Origin of the sequence: Synechococcus sp. R55.4, from assembly GCF_047461935.1 — a bacterium.
Lineage (GTDB): Bacteria > Cyanobacteriota > Cyanobacteriia > Thermostichales > Thermostichaceae > Thermostichus.
Genome location: NZ_JANSIF010000034.1, coordinates 1 through 23369, shown reverse-complemented (window position 1 = coordinate 23369; position 23369 = coordinate 1). Strand labels below are relative to the sequence as shown.

At 59.5% G+C, this 23369-nt stretch carries 16 protein-coding genes; 6 read left to right on the top strand and 10 right to left on the bottom strand.

What is annotated here, in order from left to right:
- Positions 1-99 precede the first annotated feature (99 nt).
- Positions 100-1053: an RluA family pseudouridine synthase gene (locus NW842_RS08990; RefSeq protein ID WP_414417890.1), complete on the bottom strand. Its 954-nt coding sequence runs from the start codon at positions 1051-1053 to the stop codon at positions 100-102.
- 373 nt (positions 1054-1426) lie between these two features.
- On the opposite strand from NW842_RS08990, the gene ppsA reads away from it, so the two are divergent.
- Positions 1427-3886, top strand: a complete 2460-nt coding sequence (gene ppsA / locus NW842_RS08985) for a phosphoenolpyruvate synthase (RefSeq protein ID WP_414417889.1) — start codon at positions 1427-1429, stop codon at positions 3884-3886.
- Between the two features lie 81 nt (positions 3887-3967).
- On the top strand, positions 3968-5212 hold the full coding sequence (locus NW842_RS08980; RefSeq protein ID WP_414356248.1) for a dihydrolipoamide acetyltransferase family protein: 1245 nt from the start codon (positions 3968-3970) through the stop codon (positions 5210-5212).
- A 17-nt stretch (positions 5213-5229) separates the two neighbouring features.
- Here the strand turns inward: NW842_RS08980 and NW842_RS08975 are convergent, their stop codons facing one another.
- Positions 5230-6369, bottom strand: a complete 1140-nt coding sequence (locus tag NW842_RS08975; protein ID WP_414356250.1) for a DUF389 domain-containing protein — start codon at positions 6367-6369, stop codon at positions 5230-5232.
- A gap of 91 nt (positions 6370-6460) precedes the next feature.
- Positions 6461-7348 (bottom strand): lipoyl synthase, encoded by an 888-nt coding sequence (lipA, locus tag NW842_RS08970; protein ID WP_414417888.1) that lies wholly within the window; start codon positions 7346-7348, stop codon positions 6461-6463.
- 174 nt (positions 7349-7522) lie between these two features.
- Between lipA and tkt the strand changes: the two genes are divergently transcribed.
- Positions 7523-9523 (top strand): transketolase, encoded by a 2001-nt coding sequence (gene tkt, locus NW842_RS08965; protein ID WP_414417887.1) that lies wholly within the window; start codon positions 7523-7525, stop codon positions 9521-9523.
- A gap of 407 nt (positions 9524-9930) precedes the next feature.
- Here tkt and NW842_RS08960 read toward each other — a convergent pair whose 3' ends face one another.
- The gene (locus NW842_RS08960) at positions 9931-10065 is read right to left on the bottom strand and encodes a hypothetical protein (protein WP_414351941.1); all 135 of its coding nucleotides are present in this window, start codon (positions 10063-10065) and stop codon (positions 9931-9933) included.
- A gap of 178 nt (positions 10066-10243) precedes the next feature.
- Between NW842_RS08960 and NW842_RS08955 the strand changes: the two genes are divergently transcribed.
- Positions 10244-10729: a hypothetical protein gene (locus tag NW842_RS08955; protein WP_414344337.1), complete on the top strand. Its 486-nt coding sequence runs from the start codon at positions 10244-10246 to the stop codon at positions 10727-10729.
- Positions 10730-11068: 339 nt separating this feature from the next.
- Positions 11069-12118 (top strand): hypothetical protein, encoded by a 1050-nt coding sequence (locus NW842_RS08950; protein ID WP_238376920.1) that lies wholly within the window; start codon positions 11069-11071, stop codon positions 12116-12118.
- Between the two features lie 82 nt (positions 12119-12200).
- Here the strand turns inward: NW842_RS08950 and NW842_RS08945 are convergent, their stop codons facing one another.
- The 6 genes from NW842_RS08945 to NW842_RS08920 all read right to left on the bottom strand — a co-directional run bounded on the left by NW842_RS08945 (position 12201) and on the right by NW842_RS08920 (position 20015).
- Complete coding sequence (locus NW842_RS08945; RefSeq protein ID WP_414417886.1) at positions 12201-12488, bottom strand: hypothetical protein; 288 nt, start codon at positions 12486-12488, stop codon at positions 12201-12203.
- Between the two features lie 18 nt (positions 12489-12506).
- Entirely contained in the window at positions 12507-13124 is a 618-nt protein-coding gene (locus NW842_RS08940; RefSeq protein WP_414417885.1) for a hypothetical protein, read from the bottom strand.
- Between the two features lie 21 nt (positions 13125-13145).
- Entirely contained in the window at positions 13146-14975 is a 1830-nt protein-coding gene (locus NW842_RS08935; RefSeq protein WP_414417884.1) for a proline--tRNA ligase, read from the bottom strand.
- Positions 14976-15101: 126 nt separating this feature from the next.
- Positions 15102-18269 carry a translation initiation factor IF-2 gene (gene infB, locus NW842_RS08930; protein WP_414417883.1) on the bottom strand — a complete coding sequence of 1056 codons (3168 nt, stop codon included), beginning with the start codon at positions 18267-18269 and terminating at the stop codon, positions 15102-15104.
- Positions 18270-18690: 421 nt separating this feature from the next.
- Positions 18691-18951 (bottom strand): YlxR family protein, encoded by a 261-nt coding sequence (locus NW842_RS08925; RefSeq protein ID WP_414417882.1) that lies wholly within the window; start codon positions 18949-18951, stop codon positions 18691-18693.
- Positions 18952-18995: 44 nt separating this feature from the next.
- Positions 18996-20015, bottom strand: coding sequence for an HD domain-containing phosphohydrolase (locus NW842_RS08920; protein ID WP_414417881.1), 1020 nt, complete (start codon positions 20013-20015; stop codon positions 18996-18998).
- Positions 20016-20669: 654 nt separating this feature from the next.
- Here NW842_RS08920 and glgP point away from each other — a divergent pair.
- On the top strand, positions 20670-23270 hold the full coding sequence (gene glgP / locus NW842_RS08915; protein WP_414417880.1) for an alpha-glucan family phosphorylase: 2601 nt from the start codon (positions 20670-20672) through the stop codon (positions 23268-23270).
- Positions 23271-23369 lie beyond the last annotated feature (99 nt).

Sequence of the window (23369 nt, the reverse complement as noted above, 5' to 3'; positions counted from 1 at the left end):
CTGAAGATTGAAACCTTTTGGGCGCAGGGAGCAACCTGGATCCCGTCGGATGGAATCAGGGGGATCCCTCTGCAAGGTGGGAACGGCCACGGCGACGCTTCATCTGACTTGGCTGCGCAATTGCCGCAGGAGCCGCTCGAACTCCTCAGGAAGGGGGGCAGTAAAGTGCATCGGCTGGCCGCTGCGCGGGTGGATGAAGGAAAGTTTCCAAGCGTGAAGGGCTTGGCCGCTCAGTTTGACAGGGCTGGTTTTGCTCTGGGTGTAGAGGGGATCCCCGACAATGGGTAGGCGCATGTGGGCAGCATGCACCCGAATTTGATGGGTGCGCCCGGTCTCCAGCTCAAACTGCATCAGGGTGTAGTTGCCCAGCCGCTCCAACACTTGCCAGTGGGTTACCGCCACTCGCCCTTGGCCGGGGGGCAGGACGGCCATCTTTTGCCGATCCACCGGGTGCCTCCCAATGGGGGCAGAGACGGTGCCCTGACTTTGAGCCGGACGACCGAACACCACCCCCAAATAGAGGCGCCGGGCAGTTTTGGCTTGAATTTGGGCTTGCAGATGCTGGTGGGCTTGATCGTGTTTGGCGATCACCAGCGCGCCGGTGGTGTCTTTGTCGAGGCGATGCACAATGCCCGGACGCTGTTCGCCGTTGATGCCCGACAGGCGGGGACAATGGGCCAGCAGCGCGTGAACCAGTGTGCCGCTGGGATGGCCGGGAGCCGGATGCACTACCAGATCGCGGGGTTTGTTGAGCACAATCAGGTCGTCATCTTCGTAGAGAATGTCCAGCGGGATCCGCTCCGGCTCCAGTCTCGAAGGGGTAACCGCCGGGATCCGCACCTCAATCCGATCCCCCGTTTGCAAGGCGCGATTTTTATCCAGGCAGGGCTTCCCATTCAGCCAAACCTGCCCCGCCCGAATGAGCTGTTGCAGGCGCGAGCGAGACAAATCGGGGAGTTGCTCCGCCAAGCCTCGATCCAGCCGGGATCCCTGCTGTTTCTCGGTTACCGTTACCTGTCGAACCTCCACCGGCAGATCCTGGTGGCTTTCCATGCCCGACCGATTTGCCCTGTTGCGGAAACTGTCTTTTTTCATTGTGGCAGTTTGTTATTTTTGCTTGAAGTAAAAAAGGGCAAAGATTTGTGGCAACTTCGCCGAGGCAGCTTTCCCAGAATCCTGTTTGGTTCATCCCCTTTTGAGCCCTTTCTTCCCGATTTTCTGGGCATCGCAGCCGGAGAAAAAACCTCAGTAGAGTGAGAGTAAAGCCCATCGGGAGAAGCCGGGCCGACTTCTGGCCCAGAGGGAGTCTTTCTCTCGCACGCAATCGTCCTGAGGATGTCACCACAACATCGATTTCTCGATTGCAGATTGCGATGGGCTCAATCGTCCGAGGACAAGGGGTTCAATTCGCACAGGGAGGTGAGGCATGTCGGATAGAGCAACCGTGGGATCCCGGCCTCAACAAGACCCTCAGTTCTTGTCAGAGCTGCCTTTGGTCTTGCCACTGACGGAGGTGGGGCTGAGAGATATCGCCCAGGTGGGCGGGAAAAATGCCTCTCTGGGGGAGATGCTCCAACAGTTGGCTCCACAAGGGATCCAGGTGCCCACAGGATTTGCCACCACGGCCCATGCGTATCGCCAGTTCATCGCCTCTGCGGGTTTGGAGGAAAAGCTGCGCGAGATCTTTCGGGATCTCGACATTGAAGACGTGAACAACCTGCGCCATCGCGGCAAGGCTGCCCGCACCTTAATTCTGCAGACTCCCTTTCCCCCTCAGCTAGAGCAGGCCATCACGGAAGCCTACCAGAAGCTGTGCGAGCGCTACGGCCCCGACACCGATGTGGCAGTGCGCTCCAGCGCCACGGCAGAAGACTTGCCGGATGCCAGCTTTGCCGGCCAGCAGGAGACCTACCTGAACGTGCATGGGGTGCGGGCGGTGCTCAACGCCTGCCACCACTGTTTTGCCAGCCTGTTTACCGACCGGGCCATTTCCTACCGCCAAATCAAGGGCTTTGACCACTTTCAAGTGGCCCTTTCGGTGGGGGTGCAGAAGATGGTGCGCTCCGACCTGGCCTGTTCGGGGGTGATGTTCTCCATCGACCCGGAAACCGGCTTTAAAGACGCAGTGCTCATCACCGCCGCCTATGGTCTGGGGGAAAACGTGGTGCAAGGGATCGTCAACCCCGACGAATACGTGGTGTTCAAACCTACCCTCAAGCGGGGCCTGCGACCCCTTCTCTCCCGCAAGCTGGGCAGCAAAGCCCTGAAGCTCGTCTACGACGAGGGGGGATCCCGTTCCACCAAAAACGTGGCTGTCCCCGAAAGCCTGCGCAAGCAATATGCCCTCAGGGATGAGGAAATCCTCAAATTGGCCCAGTGGGCCTGCTTGATCGAGGAGCACTACTCGGCACAGCGGGGCCATTTCACGCCGATGGACATCGAGTGGGCCAAAGATGGCCTCACCGGGGAGCTGTTTATCGTGCAGGCCCGCCCCGAAACGGTGCAATCGCAAAAAGCGGCCAACCGGCTGACCACCTATCGCTTCACCCAGCCGGAAGTGCGGCCCGAACCTCTGGTGCGGGGGCGGGCGGTGGGCGAGGCCATCGGCCAGGGTACAGCCCGCCTTATCTTGGATGTGCGCCGCTCGGATCAGTTCCAAGCTGGAGAGGTGCTGGTGACCGAGAAGACGGATCCCGACTGGGAGCCCATCATGAAGAAAGCCAGCGCCATCGTCACCAACCAGGGGGGCAGAACCTGCCATGCGGCCATCATCGCCCGCGAGCTGGGGATCCCGGCCATTGTTGGCTGCGGCAACGCCACCCAGGTGCTCAGCTCCGGCCAGCCCATCACCATTTCCTGCGCCGAGGGAGAAGAAGGGCGGGTTTATCCCGGCTTGCTGCCCTATGAAGTGAGCGAGATCCCCCTGGAGAAGCTGCCCCGTCCCCGCACCCAACTGATGATGAATGTGGGCAACCCCGAAAAAGCCTTCGGCCTCAGCGGGATCCCTTGCGATGGGGTCGGGCTGGCGCGGCTGGAGTTCATCATCGCCAACCACATTCAAGTCCACCCGCTGGCTTTGCTCAACTATGAGCAGGCGGTGAAGGAGGAGCCTCGCCTGGCGGAGCTGACCGCCCAATATCCCGATAAGCCTGAATACTTTGTGGATAAGCTGGCCCAAGGGGTGAGCACCATCGCCGCCGCCTTCTATCCCAAGCCGGTGATCGTGCGGCTGTCGGATTTCAAAAGCAACGAATATGCCCACCTGCTGGGGGGATCCCGCTACGAGCCCCACGAGGAAAACCCGATGATCGGCTGGCGGGGGGCTTCCCGCTACACGGATCCCCGCTACCGTGAGGGCTTTGCCTTGGAGTGTCGGGCCATGAAACGGGTGCGGGATGAGATGGGCCTGACCAACGTGATCTTGATGATCCCCTTCTGCCGCACGCCGGAAGAGGGGCACAAGGTGCTGGAAGAGATGGCCCGCCATGGCCTGGTGCGGGGAGAAAACGGTCTGCAGGTGTACGTGATGTGTGAATTGCCCAGCAACGTCATCCTGGCCGACGCGTTTTGCCAGATCTTCGACGGCTTCTCCATCGGCTCCAACGACCTCACCCAGCTCACTCTGGGCCTGGATCGCGACTCAGCCCTGGTGGCCCACCTTTTTGACGAGCGCAACGAGGCCGTCAGGCGGATGATCGCCCAGGTAATCCAGACGGTGAAAAGCCACGGGCGCAAGATCGGCATCTGTGGCCAGGCTCCCAGCGACTACCCTGAATTTGCCCGCTTCCTGGTGCAAGCAGGGATCGATTCCATCAGCCTCAACCCCGATTCCCTGTTGAAAACCCTGCTGGTGGTGGCCGAAGCAGAAGCGGCTGGCACCCGGTGAGCCCAAAGCCGGCCCAGAGACGTGCGCGGGGATCCCGTCTCCTGAGTTACAATCTCTTCTGCTGTGTTCCCATCCCCATCGATGATCCACGAACTCTCCATGCCGGCCCTCAGCTCCACCATGGAAACGGGCAAGATCGTCACCTGGCTTAAGAACCCCGGCGACCGCGTGGAGAAAGGAGAAAACATCCTGGTGGTGGAGTCCGACAAAGCGGACATGGACGTGGAGTCCTTCCACAGCGGCATCCTGGCCAGCATCCTCATTCCGGCAGGAGCATCGGCCCCGGTGGGCGCGCCCATCGCCCTGATTGCCGAAAGCGAGGCAGAAGTGGCCCAGGCCCAGGAAAAAGCCAAGGCCCTCTCTGCCGGAGCTGCCCCTGTGGCACCCCCTCCCGCAGCTCCATCAGCCAGCCCTGCTCCTGCTCCCACCCCTGCCCCCCAAAATGGATCGGGATCCCAGCGGATCGTGGCTTCTCCACGGGCGAAAAAACTGGCGGAGAGCCTGGGGATCGATCTGCGCACCGTGCGCGGCTCTGGCCCCAATGGTCGCATCGTCGCTGAAGACGTGGAGCGAGCTGCGGCCCTTTCCGCTCCTGCAGTGGCTGCCCCCTCTGCTCCAGCCCCCGCGCCTCCAACTCCTGTGGCTGTCCCCTTGGGAGAGACAGTTCCCCTCAGCACCCTACAAGCGGCGGTGGTGCGCAACATGAACGCCAGCCTTGGCGTGCCGGTGTTCCACGTGGGCTACACTATCACCACCGATAGCCTGGATCACCTCTACCAACAGGTGAAGCCCAAAGGAGTCACCCTGACGGCCCTCTTGGTCAAAGCCGTGGCCATGACCCTGGAGAAGCACCCCCTTCTGAATGCCAGCTACACAGAAGGCGGGATCCACTACAAAGCCGATATCAACATCGCGGTGGCGGTGGCCATGGAGGATGGCGGGCTGATCACCCCTGTCCTAAAGCAAGCCAACCGGCTGGATCTGTATGAGATCTCCCGCCGCTGGAAGGATCTGGTGGAGCGGGCGCGGCGTAAGCAACTGCAGCCAGAGGAGTACACCAGCGGCACCTTCACCCTCTCCAACCTGGGCATGTTTGGGGTGGATCGCTTCGATGCCATTTTGCCGCCCAACCAGGGATCCATTTTGGCCATCGGCGCTTCTCGCCCCACGGTAGTAGCGACACCGGAAAAAGCGATTGCCATCCGCTCCCAGATGCAAGTGAACCTTACCTGTGATCACCGCGTCATCTACGGGGCTCATGCGGCGGCTTTCCTGCAGGATCTGGCCCAGTTGTTAGAACAAAATGTGGGATCCCTGACGTTGTAGCAAGCCCACCCGGCGATTCAGTAGGGGGTAATAATCCCCCTCGGTCGTGGGGAAAGAGTTGCCTCTGTAGGGTTAACCTCGGGATCCGACTCAGGCTCTTCTGGGGCAGGCATTTCTCGGCGCACCTCTTGGTCTTGTACCACCTGAAAAATCAGGGTAAAGGGGCGACCTACCTCCGCCGCCACAAATTCCTCCAGCAAAGTCACCTGCCTGGGGGTAACCGGCTCGTCTGCTCGTACCGACAGCACTACTTCTGGGGGATTGACCACCCAGTTAAACTCGCTGCGCAATAGGGTTACCCGTTGGAAGGTGATGGTTCTGTTTAGCAAGGCGGTTCGTAGCGCCCATTCCAACCGAGATTGATACAGCAGTTGAGTCATACTGGCTGCCAGCGGCACCAGCAACACCATCACCAAACCGAACATCCACACCAATCCAGAACGGGCCTTGTGCAAGGGGGCGTAGCCCATCAGCAAAAACGTAACCATGCAAGCCAGGGCAATCCCCAACAGGTTGGTGGAATAGAGCAGGGTTGCTCCTAGGCTGATCTCCCACTCGGCATGGGCCAGTCCCAAACCAATCACACACACCGGCAGCATTAAGGCCACAGCAATCGCAACCCCTGCCAAACTGTCGGCGATCTCTTTGCGCACCCTAGCAAAAGCGCCAATTCCCCCTGCTGCTAGCGCCACTCCCAAATCCAACAGGTTGGGTTGAGTGCGGGCCAAAATTTCGCTGCCCCAATTGGGAAGACCTACCCACCACCCCAGCAGGAAAGACACCCCCACCCCAATACCAGTTCCCACGGTCAAAGACAGGATGCCTGTACGAAACAAGACCACATTCCCATCTAAAGCCCCCATGGCCATGCCGCGAATCGGCAGCATCAAAGGAGCCACGATCATCGCCCCAATGATCACGGCCGGGCTATTGGCCAGTAACCCCAACGTGGCAATCACACAGGAGCCGAGCACCAACATCAAGTAGTTCAGGCTGAGGCGAGACTCCCGCATCAATCCCACCATCAACTCGGCATATTCTTCTGGAGTGACCAGTGGTGGCCGCCAGCGGAGAGGCTGTGGCCAACCCTGGGGTGAGGGAACCAAGCCGGTTTCTGAGCTGCTGCTAGTAGAAGGAGGGATCCTGTTCATATCCATGATTGGGTTCCCGGTCTTGGGTCTCCTTGGCGGTGTCAGGAACACACCAGCCTCGGGCTTTCAGCAGTCTAACTTGGTGGAGAGCCGCTACTCAGGATCCCCCTTTGGGAGAGTGGCGCATCAAATCTTGTACGGCCTCGGCATGGTAAGAGCTGCGGGTGAGAGGGGAGGACACCACCTGCAAAAAGCCCAGCTCTTCCCCCACCCGTCGCCAATGGTCGAACTCTTCGGGGGGAACGTAGCGCTCCACCGGCAGGTGTTTGGGGCTGGGCGCCAGGTATTGGCCGAGCGTGAGGATGTCACAACCCACCCGGCGCAGATCCCGCATCACCTGCAAGATCTCCTCGGCTGTCTCTCCCAGACCCAACATCACCCCCGACTTGGTGTACAGGCCGGGATCCCATTGCCGTGCCAACTCCAACAGTTTGAGGGAGCGCTCGTAGTTCCCTTGCGGGCGTACACGGCGATAGAGGCGGGGCACCGTTTCGGTATTGTGGTTGAGCACCGTCGGTCGGGCGGCCAAGATCTGCTGCAGCGCCTGCCAGTTACCACATAGGTCTGGGATCAAGACCTCGATGGTGGTCTGGGGCATGCGGCGGCGGATTTCCGCAATGCAGGCCACAAACTGGCCGGCTCCCCCATCGGGCAGGTCGTCTCGATTCACCGACGTAATCACCGCATGGCGCAATCCCAAGCGTTCCACTGCTTCTGCCACCCGCAGGGGTTCAGTGGCATCCAGGGGCAGAGGGCGTTTGGTGAAGTCGATATCGCAGTAGGGGCAGGCGCGGGTACAGGCCGGGCCCATGATCAAAAAGGTGGCGGTGCCGTTGGCAAAACACTCCCCCAGGTTGGGACAGGAAGCCTCTTCGCAAACCGTGTTTAGGCCCAAGTCCCGCAGCAGTTGTTTGACGGATCCCACCCGTTGAGGGGCCTTGGCCCGCAGCCAGGAGGGTTTGCTACCAGAAGAAACAACAGTCAAAGAAGCGCTCCAGCACGAAACAGCGGCGACGGTATCACTCAGCTTAGCCTGTCATTTGGCCCCCTTGAATTTGGACAAAGCCAATTTCCCGGCCCAATTGATCCCTAGCGCCTCGGAAGCAAGACCCAAAACACGGCATACTGGAAAGCAAATGTCGAGCGATAGGGATCCCACATGGTTGTTGCTGCTCCTCCCTCTCTGGAACAACTTGCCATCAATACGATTCGCTTTTTGGCGGTGGATGCTGTTCAGAAGGCCAACTCCGGCCACCCTGGCCTGCCGATGGGAGCAGCACCCATGGCCTATGTGTTGTGGCAGCAGTTCATGAAGTTCAACCCCCGCAACCCCAAGTGGGTGGATCGGGATCGCTTTGTGCTCTCGGCGGGGCATGGCTGCATGCTGCAGTACGCGCTGCTGCACCTAACCGGCTTCGATGTAAGCCTGGAGGACATTAAGCAGTTCCGCCAGTGGGGCTCCAAAACCCCCGGCCACCCGGAAAACTTTGAAACTCCGGGGGTGGAGGTGACCACCGGCCCGCTGGGGCAAGGGGTGGGCAATGCGGTAGGGTTGGCCATTGCCGAGGCCCATCTGGCCGCCCGCTTCAACAAGCCCGGCCACACCATTGTGGATCACTACACCTACGTGATCTTGGGGGATGGCTGCAACATGGAAGGGGTGGCTTCTGAAGCAGCTTCTTTGGCCGGCCACCTGCAACTGGGCAAGCTGATCATGCTTTACGACAGCAACCACATCTCCATCGACGGCAGAACGGAAATCGCCTTTACGGAAGATGTGGGCAAACGCTATGAAGCCTACGGCTGGCATGTGCAAAAAGTAGAGGATGGCAACCACGACTTGAAAGGGATCGCCGAGGCCATCCAGAAAGCCAAGGAAGTCACCAACAAGCCGTCCTTGATTATTGTCGAGACCACCATCGGCTACGGATCCCCCAACAAGGCCGGCAGCGAGAGCGTCCATGGGGCACCCCTGGGGCCGGAAGAGGTGAAGCTCACCAAACAAAACCTGGGTTGGCCTCTGGAGCCGGAGTTTTACATTCCCGACGAGGTGCTGGCCCACTTCCGCCAGGCCATCGAAAAAGGGGCCAAGGCCGAGGCCGAGTGGAACGAGCGCTTCGCCGCCTACGAGAAGGCTTACCCCGAAGAGGCCGCCGAGTTCAAGCGCATCATGGCCGGGGAGCTGCCGGTGGGCTGGAAAGAAGCGCTGGCCCCCATTGCCGAAACCGGCAGAGAATCCACCCGCAACCTCTCCAAGTTTTGTCTGAATGCCTTGGCCAAAGCGGTGCCGGAACTGCTGGGGGGATCCGCAGATCTCGCCCACTCCAACATGACTTATCTAAAGGGGATCCCAGAGTTTCAGGCTGGATCTTACGAGGGGCGCAACTTCCGCTTTGGGGTGCGGGAACACGGCATGGGAGCCATCGCCAACGGCATGGCGCTTCATGGAGGCCTCATCCCTTACGACGCCACCTTTTTGATCTTCACAGACTACATGCGGCCTGCCATCCGCCTATCGGCCCTCTCGCAAGTGCGGGTGCTGCACGTCATGACCCACGACTCCGTCGCCTTGGGAGAAGATGGCCCCACCCACCAGCCCATTGAGACACTGGCTTCCCTACGGGCTATCCCCAACCTCTATGTGCTGCGCCCGGCAGATGCCCGCGAAACAGTGGGATCTTACCAGGTGGCCCTAGAAGCCAAGACCACCCCTTCTGTGCTGGTGTTCACCCGGCAGGCGGTCAACCCGGTGGAAGGCACCTCCATTGAAGGCGTAGCCAAAGGGGCCTATGTGGTGGTGGATGCCCCCAACCCAGAGCTGATCTTGATCGCCACCGGCTCTGAACTGGAGCTGGCAGTGAAAGCTGCCGCCCAACTAAAGCAGGAAGGCCGGGCAGTGCGGGTGGTCTCTATGCCCTGCATGGAGCTGTTTGAGGCCCAGCCCCAGAGCTACCGAGACTCGGTTCTGCCCCCCAACGTCACCAAGCGCGTCTCCGTCGAGGCAGGTTCCACCTTCGGCTGGCACAAGTACCTGGGGTTTGAGGGGGTGGCCATTGGCATCGATCGCTTTGGCGCCTCTGCCCCCGGCCCGGTGTGCATGGAGAAGTTCGGCTTCACGGTGGAAAACGTGGTCAACACTGCCCGCCGGCTGCTGGGCTGAGGGCACTTTACCCCTTCCTCGGCGCTTTCAAGGGGCTCAGCAGGGATCCCTTCTCTGCTGGGCTTTTTTCCCTGTTGAGCCTGCTGCCCAGCGGCGTGACCCGGACAGGCGTAGCGAACCTCGCATCAACCAATCAGCAGGACTTCCAAAGCATCCGGATCTGCTTCTTTCTGTAGGGCAGCCATGGCGGAGAACGCAGTCGAGGGCGGCTTCCTGCCCCGCAGACAACACCTTTGCCTTGAGGACATCTTCAACCATGGCGGGGATGATCCTTGAAGGCAAGTTGGAAGTCGAGCAGGCTGCCACCATCGCCTTGAAATCGCCTTGAAGAAGAAACTTTGGCTTCCGCCGCCGTGCTGAGGTGCTTGTGCCGGCTGCAGACACAAACAGCTTTGCCTACTGTTTGCCTACTGTAGGAACCCCGCCAGTAAAATCACCGCGGCTCCCACGGCAGCCAAAATCGTCAGCGCCCGGCCCGCGTCGGCACTGCCCTTCCACGAGAAGTTTTTCTCCGACTTTTTCGGTTCTGCTGGCATGGCCATGCCTCCCTTTGCATTGCCAACTCTAACTTAACTTCCCCCCCACGGGATCTTAGCTGGTTGGGGCATACCCTGGAAAAAACAGCAGCCATCTGGCCCGGCCAGCCGTTTTTGGGAACAATACAAGCAGGCAAGGGATCCAACTCCCACCAGTCTGGAAGCACATCCTGAGGCGAAAGCCATGAGCTATGCAGAACGGAGCAAAAGAATGGTTTTGACGTTGGCGACTCTGCTGGGCGGCTGGGTTGGCGGAGGGTTGTTGCAGGGATCCCTCTGGGTTGCCGCTCAGCCTACCTTTCAGACAGTGCCGTTGCCGCGCTTACCGGTGGGTGTCGATCAATTGGTTTTTGATCGCCCAGTGGCCCGCTTCAACCCCGACCTGCCGGCAGAGCTGGTGATCCGCAATCGCACCGGTCTGCCTTTGGAATACGGCTTTACCGATCCCCGCCAGAAAGTCTCGGAACTGCCTGCAGGCGAAACGTTGCGCCTGAGCAACCTGTTGATCCCCAATTGCATGGCCATCAACACGCCGATGTTGGCTCCTGTGGGCTACCAGGTGAGCGTGGATTCTTTCAACGTGATCACCGTAGAGGTGCGGCTGGTCAACGATGTCTCCGGCGACCACTGCCTCGATCTGCAAGCGACAGGGGCTATTTTTGTGAATTGAGATGAGCTGATACCCATCGATTACCCATCGAACACAAGTTAAGTCAAATCCTTCAAAGGGATCCCTTACATCCTCACCTACAGTCATCTTCTGGATTTTGCCAGGATGGACATGGGATCCCACACGGTAGATGGCAGTTGACTTTGCCCGGTTTTGACGCTGGGATTGAGTCTATTGGAGAGCCGATCAGAGGTTTAGGCGTATCGACAGGGGCCATCCCCTGTGACAGGATTCGAACAGGATATCGAGGCCGATGTTCTGCCGGACTCTGTTTAGCCTTTCTCTGGGCTTGTTGCCTGTGTAGTCTGTCTGTACTCTATCTTTTTCTTGGATGGTCTCATGAGCGATAACTTGTATTCCTGGTTTCCCCGGGCCTTGGTGATCGGTGCTGCGGTTGTGGGGTTGTCGAGCTTGCCTGCAAGGGCTCAGCAAATTACGGATCCCAGCCCAGCTCAAGCGGCCACCAATGTTGAGCCCACCTCGCCAATCTCGGCTTCTTTTCGCAGCCAAGATGGAGTCAGCGTGCGTCCGGAAACGGTGAGGGTTTTCCTGGATGGCCAAGACGTCACTTCCCAGTCGGTGATTACCCGCGATTTCTTCACCTATCGCCCTGCCCAACCTCTGCCGCCGGGGCGCCGGGAAGTTCTGCTGGAGTTCACCAATACCCAGGGGGTGACCCGCCGCGTGACCTGGAGCTTCACCGTGGGTAGCCCTGTCCGCGCTTCCATCGACCTGGTGGATCACAATGCCGGCAGTCGCCCCTTGGCAGCGGGAGAAATCCTGTTGGTCACCGTCAAAGGTACCCCTTCCAGCCGGGTAACGGTTTACCTCATCCAGGATGGACGGCAAGTGCAAACCTTGCCGGCTCAGGAAGTTTCCAGCGGCACCTATGTAGTGAACGCCCTAATCGAGGCGAAAGATACCACCCGGGAAGGGATCGTCGTCGCCCGCCTGGAAAATGGTGGCCAAGTGCGCTTCATGACCGCCGAACAACCGGCCCGCCTGATCGAAGGGGCCACCGGGGGCATCCAGCGGCTGACCACCCAAGAGGTTTCCGCTACAGTCAGCGCCCCCAGCCCCCTCTTGCCTCAAATCACCAACCTGCAGGATGGGGATCGGGTTTCCGGTTCTTCGTTTACGCTGCAGGGCACTACAGCTCCCAATGCTTCGGTGCGGGTGAATGTAACGGCTTCGACCTCTCTGGGGGGCATCATCAGCGCCCAACAGACCGTGACCAACCAAACGGTGCAGGCAGATGCCCAGGGCCGTTTCACCATCACCGTTCGACCTCCCATTCCGGCCTCTGGCACGGTGTATCAGGTGAATCTCACGGCCACTTCCGGCAACCAAACCAGCCCAACGGTAACCTTGCGCCTTACCCAGCAGTAAGGGGTTCAAGGGATCCCAATCCATCCCGATAGCCTTCCCCCCACCCATCAAGGGATCTGGGCAGCCTTCCATGTCCAGCAGTTCAGACTTCCCTCTCTCCCCTGGGAGAAGGGCTGGGGGTGAAGGCTCTATCATCTTCAATTCCCAGGGATCCCTTGCCGGCTTGTAGGGGAGTTTTGGATAGAGGAGACTGCATTTGCCAGCGCCACAGGATCCCGGCCACGATCAGGGTGGGCAAAACGATCATCCCGATCACCACCGGTATTTGCTCCGGCAAGGCCAAGTAAGGGCCACCATATTTGATGGCTATGCTGATTCCGGCGGCAGCCAGCATCAACTTCAGGGCAAACCAGACTGTTTTTTGATTCATGACTTATGGTCACTAAATTCACGATGGGCTGGGGTTGCTGACCATGGCAGTGAGAATGCCGGCAATGGTTTCCAGCTCCTCAGGTACTCGATACAGCGTTAAGTCTTGTTTGATCATCTGCTGATGGGCAAGAATTTGTCCGAACTGCCAGATAGACCCCATCGTCACTGCACCGTAGATCTGAGCCTGCTGCTCCACCTGCGCCAGGGCAATCATTTCTACAGCCATTTGCACAAAGGCTCGCGTTAGATCGTCCTTTTTGGCTTCAACCACCAGCAGGATGTTCTTCCCTCGCAACAGATAATCGAGGCTGCCCTTCAACCAATTGTTGACCATCAGGGGATACTCCAGCCGCAAAGGAACTCGACAATGGAGAGCCACTTCGGTCAGCACAGGAGCCACCAGCAATTCCCGCCGCGCTGTTTCGCTGGTGAGGCTAACCAAAGGTAACAATTGTCGGATCCGATCTTTCAAAACTGGGGTTTGAGGTGGAGCAGGGGCAACAGGCCATGTCCACTCCCCAATTTCCAGTTGATAGCCGAACTGAGCCAAGATTTCATCTGGCTCGTAGGGCATCTCAAAATAAGAGCGAAAAGTATAGGATTCGTCTTCTTTAAGAATGGAGATGTTCAGCATGGAGTTCAGGAGAAACCACGCTCAGTCCGGCACAGCTAGGGCTGCTTCAATCCGCTCTTTCAGGGTAGTCACCACTTCTTCAATGGGAATTTCCGTGGCTTGGCCGCTGGCCCGCTCGGTGAGTTCCACCTTGCCCTGTTTGAGGCTGCGCCCTGTGGTGATGCGGTAAGGGATCCCGATCAGATCCGCATCTTTGAATTTCACCCCGGCCCGCTCGTCCCGGTCATCCCAGAGGGTCTCGATGCCGGCAGTAGCGAGATCCTGCACCAGTTTTTCCGCCACGCTCATCTGCTCGGCGTCGGAGATGTTGGGCACCACCACCACTACGTGATAGGGGGCAATGGCCACCGGCCAGATGATGCCATTGGCATCGTGGGATTGCTCCACCGCCGCCTGGGCCAAGCGCGATACTCCAATGCCATAACAGCCCATCCACAGGGGCTGCTCGGATCCCTGCTCGTCGGTAAAAGTGGCCCGCATCGGCAGTGAGAACTTGAGACCCAACTGGAAGATATGGCCGATCTCGATGCCACGAGCCGTTTCCAGAATCTGGTCGGGGTTGAGTACAGAACGATCCCCCGCTTGCGCTTTGCGCACATCCACCACTTCCGGCAGGGGATATTGCTCGCCCCAGTTGGCCCCCACCACGTGCTGCCCCACCTGGTTGCCGCCGGTTACGAAGTTCTGCAGCAGGGCTGCCGTCTGGTCGGCCAAGCGCAGGATCTGGGGGGCAAGGTTTTTTTGCCGGCCCAGACAGCTATCCGGCAAGTCGGGGGCAATGTAGCCCACCGGGATGGGATCCCCCTGCCAACTGTTTTGGATCTCGGCATCGGCCAAGGCGAGCTTGAGCAATTTGCTGGCTTGGTAGCGCTCTGCCAAGCGGCTGAGGTGGTTGGCCAGTTTGACCTCATTGACTTCTTGATCCCCACGGATGCTCAGTAGCACTGCCACCCGCAGGCCGTTGTCGTAAAGGGCTTGGTAGAGGACGTTTTTAACGATCAGGGTAGAGGAGATTTTTAGGAAAGCGGCCAGCTTCTCGATGGTTTCGGTTCCCGGCGTATCCAGAACCTGGAAGGCGGTGTAGGGAGACTCTGCCGCTGGCGGCGGGATGGAGACGGCCTTCTCCACATTGGCAGCATAGGAGCCATCGGGCGTGTAGAGAATCTCATCTTCTCCGGCAGAGGCCAGCACCATAAACTCCTGCGAGGCCGCCGATGGCCCCCCGATCGCCCCGGCATCAGCATCCACCACGCGAAACTCCAGCCCACAGCGCCTGAGGATGCGGCTATAGGCTCGGTACATATCCTGGTAGGTCTGGCGCAGGCTTTCCTCGTTGGCGTGGAAGGAATAGGCGTCTTTCATGATGAATTCCCGCCCTCGCATTAGGCCAAAGCGGGGCCGAATCTCATCCCGAAACTTGGTCTGGATCTGATAGAGGGTTTGGGGCAATTGCCGGTAAGAACGGATCAGGTCGCGGGCCAGCAGGGTGATCACCTCTTCGTGGGTGGGGCCTAGGGCCTGCTCACGTCCCTGGCGATCCTTAAGGGCAAACATGATCCCTTCCGCCTGGGTGTACACCTCCCAGCGGCCCGACTCCCGCCAGATCTCTGCCGGCTGCAGCTGGGGCAAAAGACACTCCTGAGCGCCGATGGCGTTCATCTCCTCCCGGACAATCTCCGAGATCTTTTGCAGCACCCGCCAGAGGAGCGGCAGATAGGTGTAGATCCCTGGGGAGAGCCGCCGGATAAAGCAGCCCCGCAGCAGCAATTTGTGGCTGGGCAGCTCGGCCTCGACGGGATCCTCCCGCAGCGTGACAAACAGCATCTGGCTCAGTCTCTGGCTTTGTTGCATCCCTTCCCTCCCTCTGAGGACTCCTCCCGCTCGCACGATCAGCTCAAACTTTCCCGCCCTGTTTGGGATCCCCTGCCCGAGAACACAGGCCTGACCGGCAGGCCAACCTGAAGTGCCTTGATGAAGCTAGACAGAGGCCAGCGTCCGCCGCTTGGTGACCATCTGGTACACCTCGATGATGTCGCCTTCCTGCCAGGATTGGAACTTGTCGATGCCGATCCCACACTCGAAGCCCGCAGCCACCTCCCGCACGTCGTCCTTGAAGCGCTTCAGGGAGTCTAGACGTCCCTCGTAAACTACCTCCCCTCTGCGGCGAACTCGCACCAGAGCATTGCGCTGCACCTTGCCCGAGAGCACATAGCTGCCGGCAACCGCACCGCGCCCGATGGGGATCACCATGCGCACTTCCGCTTGGCCCAGCGGCTCCTCCACTTCTTCCGGCTCCAGCAGGCCCTCCATGGCCGCCCGCAGATCGTCCAGCAGGTTGTAGATGATGTCGTACTCCCGCACATCCACGCCCTTGTCATCGGCAGCCTGGCGGGCGCCGGGGGCCAGGGTGGTGTTGAAACCGAGGATGATGGCGTCGCTGGCCGCAGCCAAATCCACATCGGTTTCCGTGATCTCGCCAGGGGCCGCCAGCAGAACCCGCAACTGGACTTCCTCTTGGGGCAAATCCCGCAACGCTGTCTGAATGGCTTCGGCGGATCCCTGGACATCCGTCTTGATGATCAAGTTCAACTCCTTGAGCTGACCTTCTTGGGCTTTGGCGGAAACGCTACCCAAGCTCACGCGACGAGACAGCAGCGCCTGTTGTAGACGGGTTTGCCGCAGCACCTCCGCCCGCTCTTGGGCAATGCGACGGGCCTCTTTTTCGTCGGTGTAAACCTGAAACTCATCCCCGGCTGCCGGGACTTCATCCAAGCCCAGCAGTTGTACCGCCGAAGAGGGCCCGGCTTCTTGCAACCGCTGGCCGCGATCGTCCATCATCGCTTTGACCCGGCCCAGCACTGCGCCGGCCACCAGGGTATCCCCCACCCGCAGGGTGCCGTTTTGCACCAACAAAGTGGCCACTGGCCCGCGGGCTTTGTCCAAGTGGGCCTCGATCACCGTGCCGCGAGCGGGACGATTGGGGTTGGCCTGCAGCTCCGCTACATCGGCCACCAATAGGATCATCTCCAGCAGAGCATCCAGGTTACGGCGGGTGAGAGCGCTCACCTCCACTATGGGCGTGTCGCCACCCCACTCTTCTGGCAATAGGCCATGCTCCGCCAACTGCTGCTTGATGCGCTCCGGCTGGCTGCCGGGTTTGTCGATCTTGTTAATGGCCACGATGATCGGCACCTGAGCCGCCCGCGCATGGCTGATCGCTTCCAGAGTTTGCGGTTGTACCCCATCGTCGGCGGCCACCACCAAAACCGCAATGTCGGTAACGCGGGCTCCTCGGGCACGCATGGCGGTAAAAGCCTGGTGGCCAGGAGTATCCAGGAAAACGATGCGCCGCTTCTGGCCTTCAAAGTTCACATCCACATGGTAGGCACCGATGCGCTGGGTGATCCCGCCAGCCTCTCCCTGGGCCACTTTGGTGTCGCGGATGGCATCGAGGAGAGTGGTTTTGCCGTGGTCCACGTGGCCCATGATGGTTACCACCGGCGGACGCGAGACCAGATGGTCGATGTCCTCCACGTCCAGCATTTCGGTTTTTTTAGCCTCGGGTTCTGCCTCGGGTCGGCGAATCTCATAGCCCAACTCTTTGGCCACCGACTCGGCCAGCGATTCATCCAGGACTTGGTTGATGGTCACCATCACCCCTTTGAAAAAGAGGGTTTTGATGATCTCGGTTTCGGCCACGCGCAGGCGATGGGCCAATTCCTGAACGGTGAGGCTGCCATCCAAGAGCAACACCTTCTCTTCGGGCAAGGGCTCTGTCCCGCTAGCGCGATCGGCAGCACCAGCCTCAGCGGAGGTAGGTTGCTGCTGCAAACGGGCAGCAGGGCGGGGGCGGGCAGGGGGAGCAGCCGTTGCCGCGGGTGGGCGATAGGAAGGAGGCTTGGCGGTGGGGCGAGCCAAGGGCTTGAGGGCGTTCAGCTCAGCCTGCTTGACCGCTGAAATGATGGTCATGGGATCCAAATCCAAACCATCTCCGTCGCCTTCCCCTCGTCTCCGACTGCGTTTGCGTTTGGCTTGAGCGCGGGCAGCCCGTCGGTTAAGAGCTTGCAACTCCTCGTCCTCTTCTTCTTCCGTTTTGCGCTTGACCTTGGGTGGGGTAGGTCTTACAGGAGCCTCCGCCAACACCGGGCTGGGACGTTCCCCAGGGATCCTCTCTGGCAAGGGAGAGGCGGCATCTGGGTCAGGGGGAGCCGGCTTGGCCACAGGACGGGTAGGGGGCCCCACCAATTCCATCCGCCGCTGCGGACGAGGGGCTTCACCGGCTTTGCCGCTGCTGGAACGGTTTTCCTCAGTCACCGGAGAACGCGTGCCAGGGCGAACAGGTGCGCCCACCAGTTGTGGACGCGGTCGCTGCGCAGGTGGAGGAGAAGGAGCTTTTTCTTCCGCAGGCTGAGGGGCACGGGCGCGGCTGGGGGATGGTGCTTCTGAAGAGCTGGGGCGACTGAGCTCGGGAGCTTTTTGCGGCGGTTCAGGCCGCTCTGCCGGCGGTTTTGTCCCGGAGGTAGCTCGTCGAGGGGGGGTGAGCACAGTTGGGCGCTTGGCCACAGGACTGGGCTCCGAGCCGCTGGCTTTGGCCGCGGCAGACTCAGAGGGAGTGGGAGGGGTTGCCGGTTGAGAAACAGTCTCCGGCTTTTGGGTGGCCTCAGACGAGCGGACAGGAGGGCTAACTTGCCGCCGCGGCGGGCCTATGAGCTGAGCACCACCGCTGGCAGATCCTTTTTCGGGGGAGACTCGCTCAGGTCGAGACAGCGAGGGCTTGGCAGCCGGCGGAGTTTCAGCCGTCTTGGCCTCGCCAACTGGGGCTTGCTGCTGAACGGGCGCGGGCCGACGAATGCCGACGATCGCGCTAGCGGTGCCGGGCGCTTTCTGCTGAGGGCGCTCACTGGCTTTAGCTTCAGCAGGAGGCTCCGGCGGGAGGTTTTCAGATGGGGGTTTGGGCCGGGGTCGAGGAGGCTTCACAATGCGGGAGGCGCCCAGCTTGCTGCGCACCAACTCAGCCTGCTCCGGAGAAATGGTGCTGCTGTGGGTTTTGAAAGGGATCCCCAGTTGCTCACAAATCTCCAGCACCTCCCGACTGTCACGCCCCATCTCACGGGCAATGTCATAGAGTCGAACTTTGTCGGTCATTCGTCTGCTAGCCTCTGCTCCTTTCTCCTCGTCAGTTTTACTCTCCAAGTCAATGGGAACCCGGTTATTGGGTTGAGCCGAACCTTTTGGGCTTGCGGGGGCTTCCTCCGGTGCATCGAGAGCAGCTTGGCGATCCTCTAGAGATCCGGACTGGAGGGAACCCAGGTCTGAAGCTGCTCTGGCAACATCCGCAGGGGACATCCAGTAGGGCAGCCGGGGAAAGAATAGATGGAAACAGCGCCTCCAGAATAACCTCTCTGCAGCTCCTCCAGCCTGACCTCAGTTTTCCGGCCAACTCCCATTCTGACAATTGAGGGGGGCTGTCGTGTAGTTCGCAACCTGATGAACCTAAAAGGGCGTTTAAATATCTTACCTATGTTTGGGAATACCTCTGAGGCTCAGGCTTTTGGAGGAGATGCCCCTAGCAATCCTGCTCAAGAGAATCCAACAGCCGTTGAAACAACGAGTCAGGCACCGGTGCCTTGAGAGCTCTGCTGATTTGCTGCTTGCGTCGGGCTGCCTGCAGACATTCCAGCCGACGACAGACATAGGCAGAACGCCCCATACCCTCATCCAAAAGCACTTGGTGGGAATCAAATTGCCTGACCAGCCGCCACAGTTGTGAGCGAGGAAACAACTGGCGACAGCCTACACAACGGCGCAGCGGATCGGCACCCGGCAAAAGACTCTATCCTGCTGATACACTACAAGCAAGCTCTATCCAGCCTACTCCAAATCTGGCGCCCGCGATCGCAGAAACTCAAAGAAATACTCCACCAACTGGGGATCCCGCCAACCCCTGTCTGTTTCTTCCCGCAAGATGCTTATGGCCTCTTGAACGGTGAACGCTCGCTTGTAAGGTCGCTCCGAGGTGAGGGCGTCGTAGATGTCGATGATCTGGAAGATACGGGCCACCAGAGGGATCTCTTCCCCCTTGAGGCCGTCGGGATAACCGCTGCCATCCCAACGCTCGTGGTGGTGGCGGATGAGGGGCAACACCTCTTTCATGGTGCGCAGTGGGCGGCAGATTTGCTCCCCGATCAAGACATGGGATTTCATCACCTCCCACTCTTCCGGCGTATGCTTGCCTGTTTTACCCAAAATGGCATCGGGTATGCCCACTTTGCCGATGTCGTGCAGGTAACCTCCCCACATCAGCACCTTGATCAGGGGACGGGGCAGATGCAAAAACTCGCCGAAGCTCTTGGCCATTTGTGCCAGGCGCTCACAGTGATCCCCGGTGGTGGGATCCCGGCTTTCCACACTGCGGGCAATGGCGAACAAAACCTGGGCAGCATGATCCAAGTCTTCATTGAGGTGCTTTTGGCGAACGAGGGAACGCACCCGCGCCAACAATTCCGACTCGTCAAAGGGCTTGCTCAAGAAATCATCTGCCCCAGCTTCAATACCGCGCACGCGATTTTTGCGATCGCTGGCCGCTGTAATCAGCACCACCGGGATCAAACGCGTCTCGTCATTGGCTTTGATGCGCCGACAGACCTCGAACCCATCCAACCCCGGCATCATCACATCCAGCAAGATCAGATCCGGCTGGAAGGTTTTCAACATCTGCAGGGCTTGATTGCCGTTTTCGGCCTCGCTGACCCGGTAGCCAATGCTCTCCAGCAGATCCCCCAGCAGCAGGCGGCTGTTGGGCTGATCATCCACGACCAAAAGGTGACCAGCCTCAGCCTGATCCGCAAAAGGTGTGACAGGGATCCCAGCCGTTACGGGCATCTTGGGCATCTCGAGTTTGGCAAGTTGGGCGCAGGAGGAGCCGGTCACCGCACAATTCCAGTTGCAACACTTCTACAGTAATCCCATCAGAGAAAAAAGAGCATCAGGCTTTACACTGAGCTGCTCTAAGAAAGGGAAGGGGTTTTTCCCACCAATCCAGAACTTTGTGAGCACTTGTACAGAGCCTAAATATCCTGGAAGCCTCTTTCTGTTTAGTCTGATACAGATGCTTCGGAGAGTGGATGCCCCACCCAACTCCCCAGGCTCCCACGTCAGCGCACTTGGCCATTTCCACTGGCCGGTTAAGTACCGTTTTTAACCATCGGCTATTTGCTCACCTCTGCCCTGCTCAGTTCTCCTCCGGAATACACCTCGCAGGACTGTTCTCATTGTGGCTACCGGGTGAAGAAGACGCTGTCCACTCTCCCCAAAGAACTCCGTCCCGCTGACGCGAACGAAAGAGGGAACGCCTGGGGAGGTGAGCACCGCTGCCGTGGAGGCGAGACCTGATATGGTAAGTGCTGTCGCAGAACCAGGAACCAGAATCCCCTGCCTAAAGGCAGGGGAGTATGTCAAAAATCAGCACTCAAGCTAAAAAGCCACGCCCTCCGGCTGAGGCCAAGGTAGCCTGACAGTGGAACCAACCCTTTTCCCGGATTCTCTATGAAGCCGCTACGGACGTTCAAGGTCACTCCCTACTTGCCTGCTCCGCTGGAAAGTCTGCGCTTGTTGGCTTACAACCTGCATTTTAGTTGGAACGTGGAAACCCGCAGCCTATTCCGGCGCATGGATCCCGATCTGTGGGATGCCTGTGCCCACAACCCGGTGGCTCTTCTGGGTCGGATCCGGCAGGAACGGCTGGATGAGTTGGCGGAGGATCCCGGCTTTTTGGCCCAGTTGGAACGGGCCAGCCAACAACTGCAGAGCTACCTGCAGGAGGACACTTGGTATCGCAAGTATCGTTCGGCCCAAGCGGTGGAAGGGGAGTGCTACGCCTATTTTTCGGCAGAGTTTGGTTTGGCGGATTGTCTACCCCTCTACTCAGGCGGCTTGGGGGTTTTGGCCGGGGATCACCTCAAGGCGGCCAGCGACCTGGGCTTGCCCCTGGTGGGTGTGGGCTTGCTCTACCAAAAGGGGTATTTCCGCCAGTACCTCAACCCCGACGGCTGGCAGCAGGAACGCTACCCAGTTAACGATTTCTTTAACATGCCCCTGGAGCTGCAGAGAGATGCGGAGGGCCGCAAAATTCGCATTGAGGTGGATTATCCCAACCGCAAGGTGTTCGCCCGCATTTGGAAGGTGACGGTGGGGAGGGTGCCCCTCTATCTTCTGGACACCAACATCGAGCCCAACAGCCAGTACGACCAAGACATCACCGATGAGCTGTACGGTGGCGACCAAGATCTGCGCATCCACCAGGAGATCATGCTGGGGATCGGCGGCGTGCGGGCTTTGCGCGCCCTTGGCATCCATCCCACCGTCTACCACATGAACGAAGGGCACTCGGCCTTTTTGGCAGTAGAGCGGATTCGCCTGTTGATGGTGGAGCAGGGGCTGAGCTTTGAAGAGGCCTGGCAGGTGGCCAAGTCCAGCCAGATGTTTACCACCCACACGCCGGTACCTGCCGGGATCGACCTATTCCCGCCCGACAAGATCGATTACTACCTCGGCTTCTACTACAGCCAGATGGGCCTGAGCCGGGAGCGCTTTTTGGCTTTGGGACGGGAAAATACCGGCGACTTCCAATCTCCCTTCAGCATGGCAGTGCTGGCCATCAACATGGCCTCTTTTGTGAACGGTGTGAGCAAGCTGCATGGGGCGGTTTCCCGCAAGATGTTCAGCCGGCTGTGGCCTGGGATCCCGCTGGAAGAAGTGCCGATTACTTCCATCACCAACGGGGTACATGTCCGCACCTGGGTGGGGGAGGAGAACCAAGCCCTCTACGACCGCTACCTGGGGCCGGATTGGGCAGAGGCTCCTCCTTCGGATCCCCTCTGGCAAAAGGTGGATCGGATTCCGGATGGGGAATTGTGGCGGGCCCACGAGCGCAGCCGCTCCCGCCTGATTAACTTTACCCGCGAGCGCTTGATGGAACAGCTCCAGAAACGGGCTGCCTCAGCGGCTGAGATCCAACGGGCCTCTGAGGCCCTCAACCCGGAGGTGCTTACCATTGGGTTTGCCCGCCGCTTTGCCACCTACAAGCGGGCCACCCTTTTGTTCCACAACCTGGAACGGCTCAAGGCTTTGCTCAACCATCCTCAGTACCCGATGCAGTTTATCTTTGCCGGCAAGGCCCACCCCCGCGACATACCCGGCAAAGAGCTGATCCGCCAGATCGTGCAGGTGTCGCGGCAGCCGGAGTTTCGCCAGCGCTTGGTTTTCATTGAGGACTACGACATGTATGTCACCAGCTTGATGGTGGCCGGGGTGGATGTGTGGCTGAACAACCCCTTGCGCCCCCGGGAGGCCAGCGGCACCAGTGGCATGAAGGCGGCAGCCAACGGTGGACAGAACCTCAGTATTTTGGACGGCTGGTGGGACGAGGCTGACTATTACCAGACCGGCTGGCCCATTGGCCGCGGTGAGGAGTATGAGGATCGCGCCTATCAAGATGAGGTGGAGTCGAATGCCCTCTACGACCTGCTGGAACAAGAGGTTGCCCCTCTCTTCTACCAGCGCGGCAGCGATGGCCTACCCCATCAGTGGATCCAGCGCATGAAGCAGGCGATTCGCCTCAATTGCCCCCAGTTCAGCACGCAGCGCATGGTGTTGGAGTACGTCCAGCGAGCCTACATTCCCCTCAGCAACTACTTCGACCGCATGCGCCGTGACCACTTCGAGTCGGCCCGCCAATTCGTTCGTTGGCAAAACCACCTGCAGGAGCATTGGTACAACATCCAGGTTCTCAACGTCCAGATCGAAACCCCGAAGAAAGCTGCCGCTGCCGGCCTTGCCTTGGCACAGGATGACCAAGTGGTGATGGCCAGGGATCCCCTCACCGTGACGGTGGAAGTGCGGCTGGGATCCCTGCGACCTCAGGATGTGATTGTGCAAGCTTATCAGGGGCCGGTCAATGATGAGGGCCAGATTCAGAAGGGACAGGCGACCCCCCTGCGCTATGTGGAGACGCTGGAGGATCGGGCCATCTTCTCCGGCCAGATTTGCTATGAGGCCAGCGGCTTGCAAGGGTTAGCCATCCGCTTGCTGCCCTTTCACCCCGATATGCACGATCCCTATGAGCTGCGGTTGATGCTCTGGGCCTAAGGGGGAGCCGGGATCCAGAGCACTGATACATTTACGCTGAACACTGCTGAACATCACTGTTCAACTATGCAGCGATAGCATTCTGTTTGTTTCCAAACA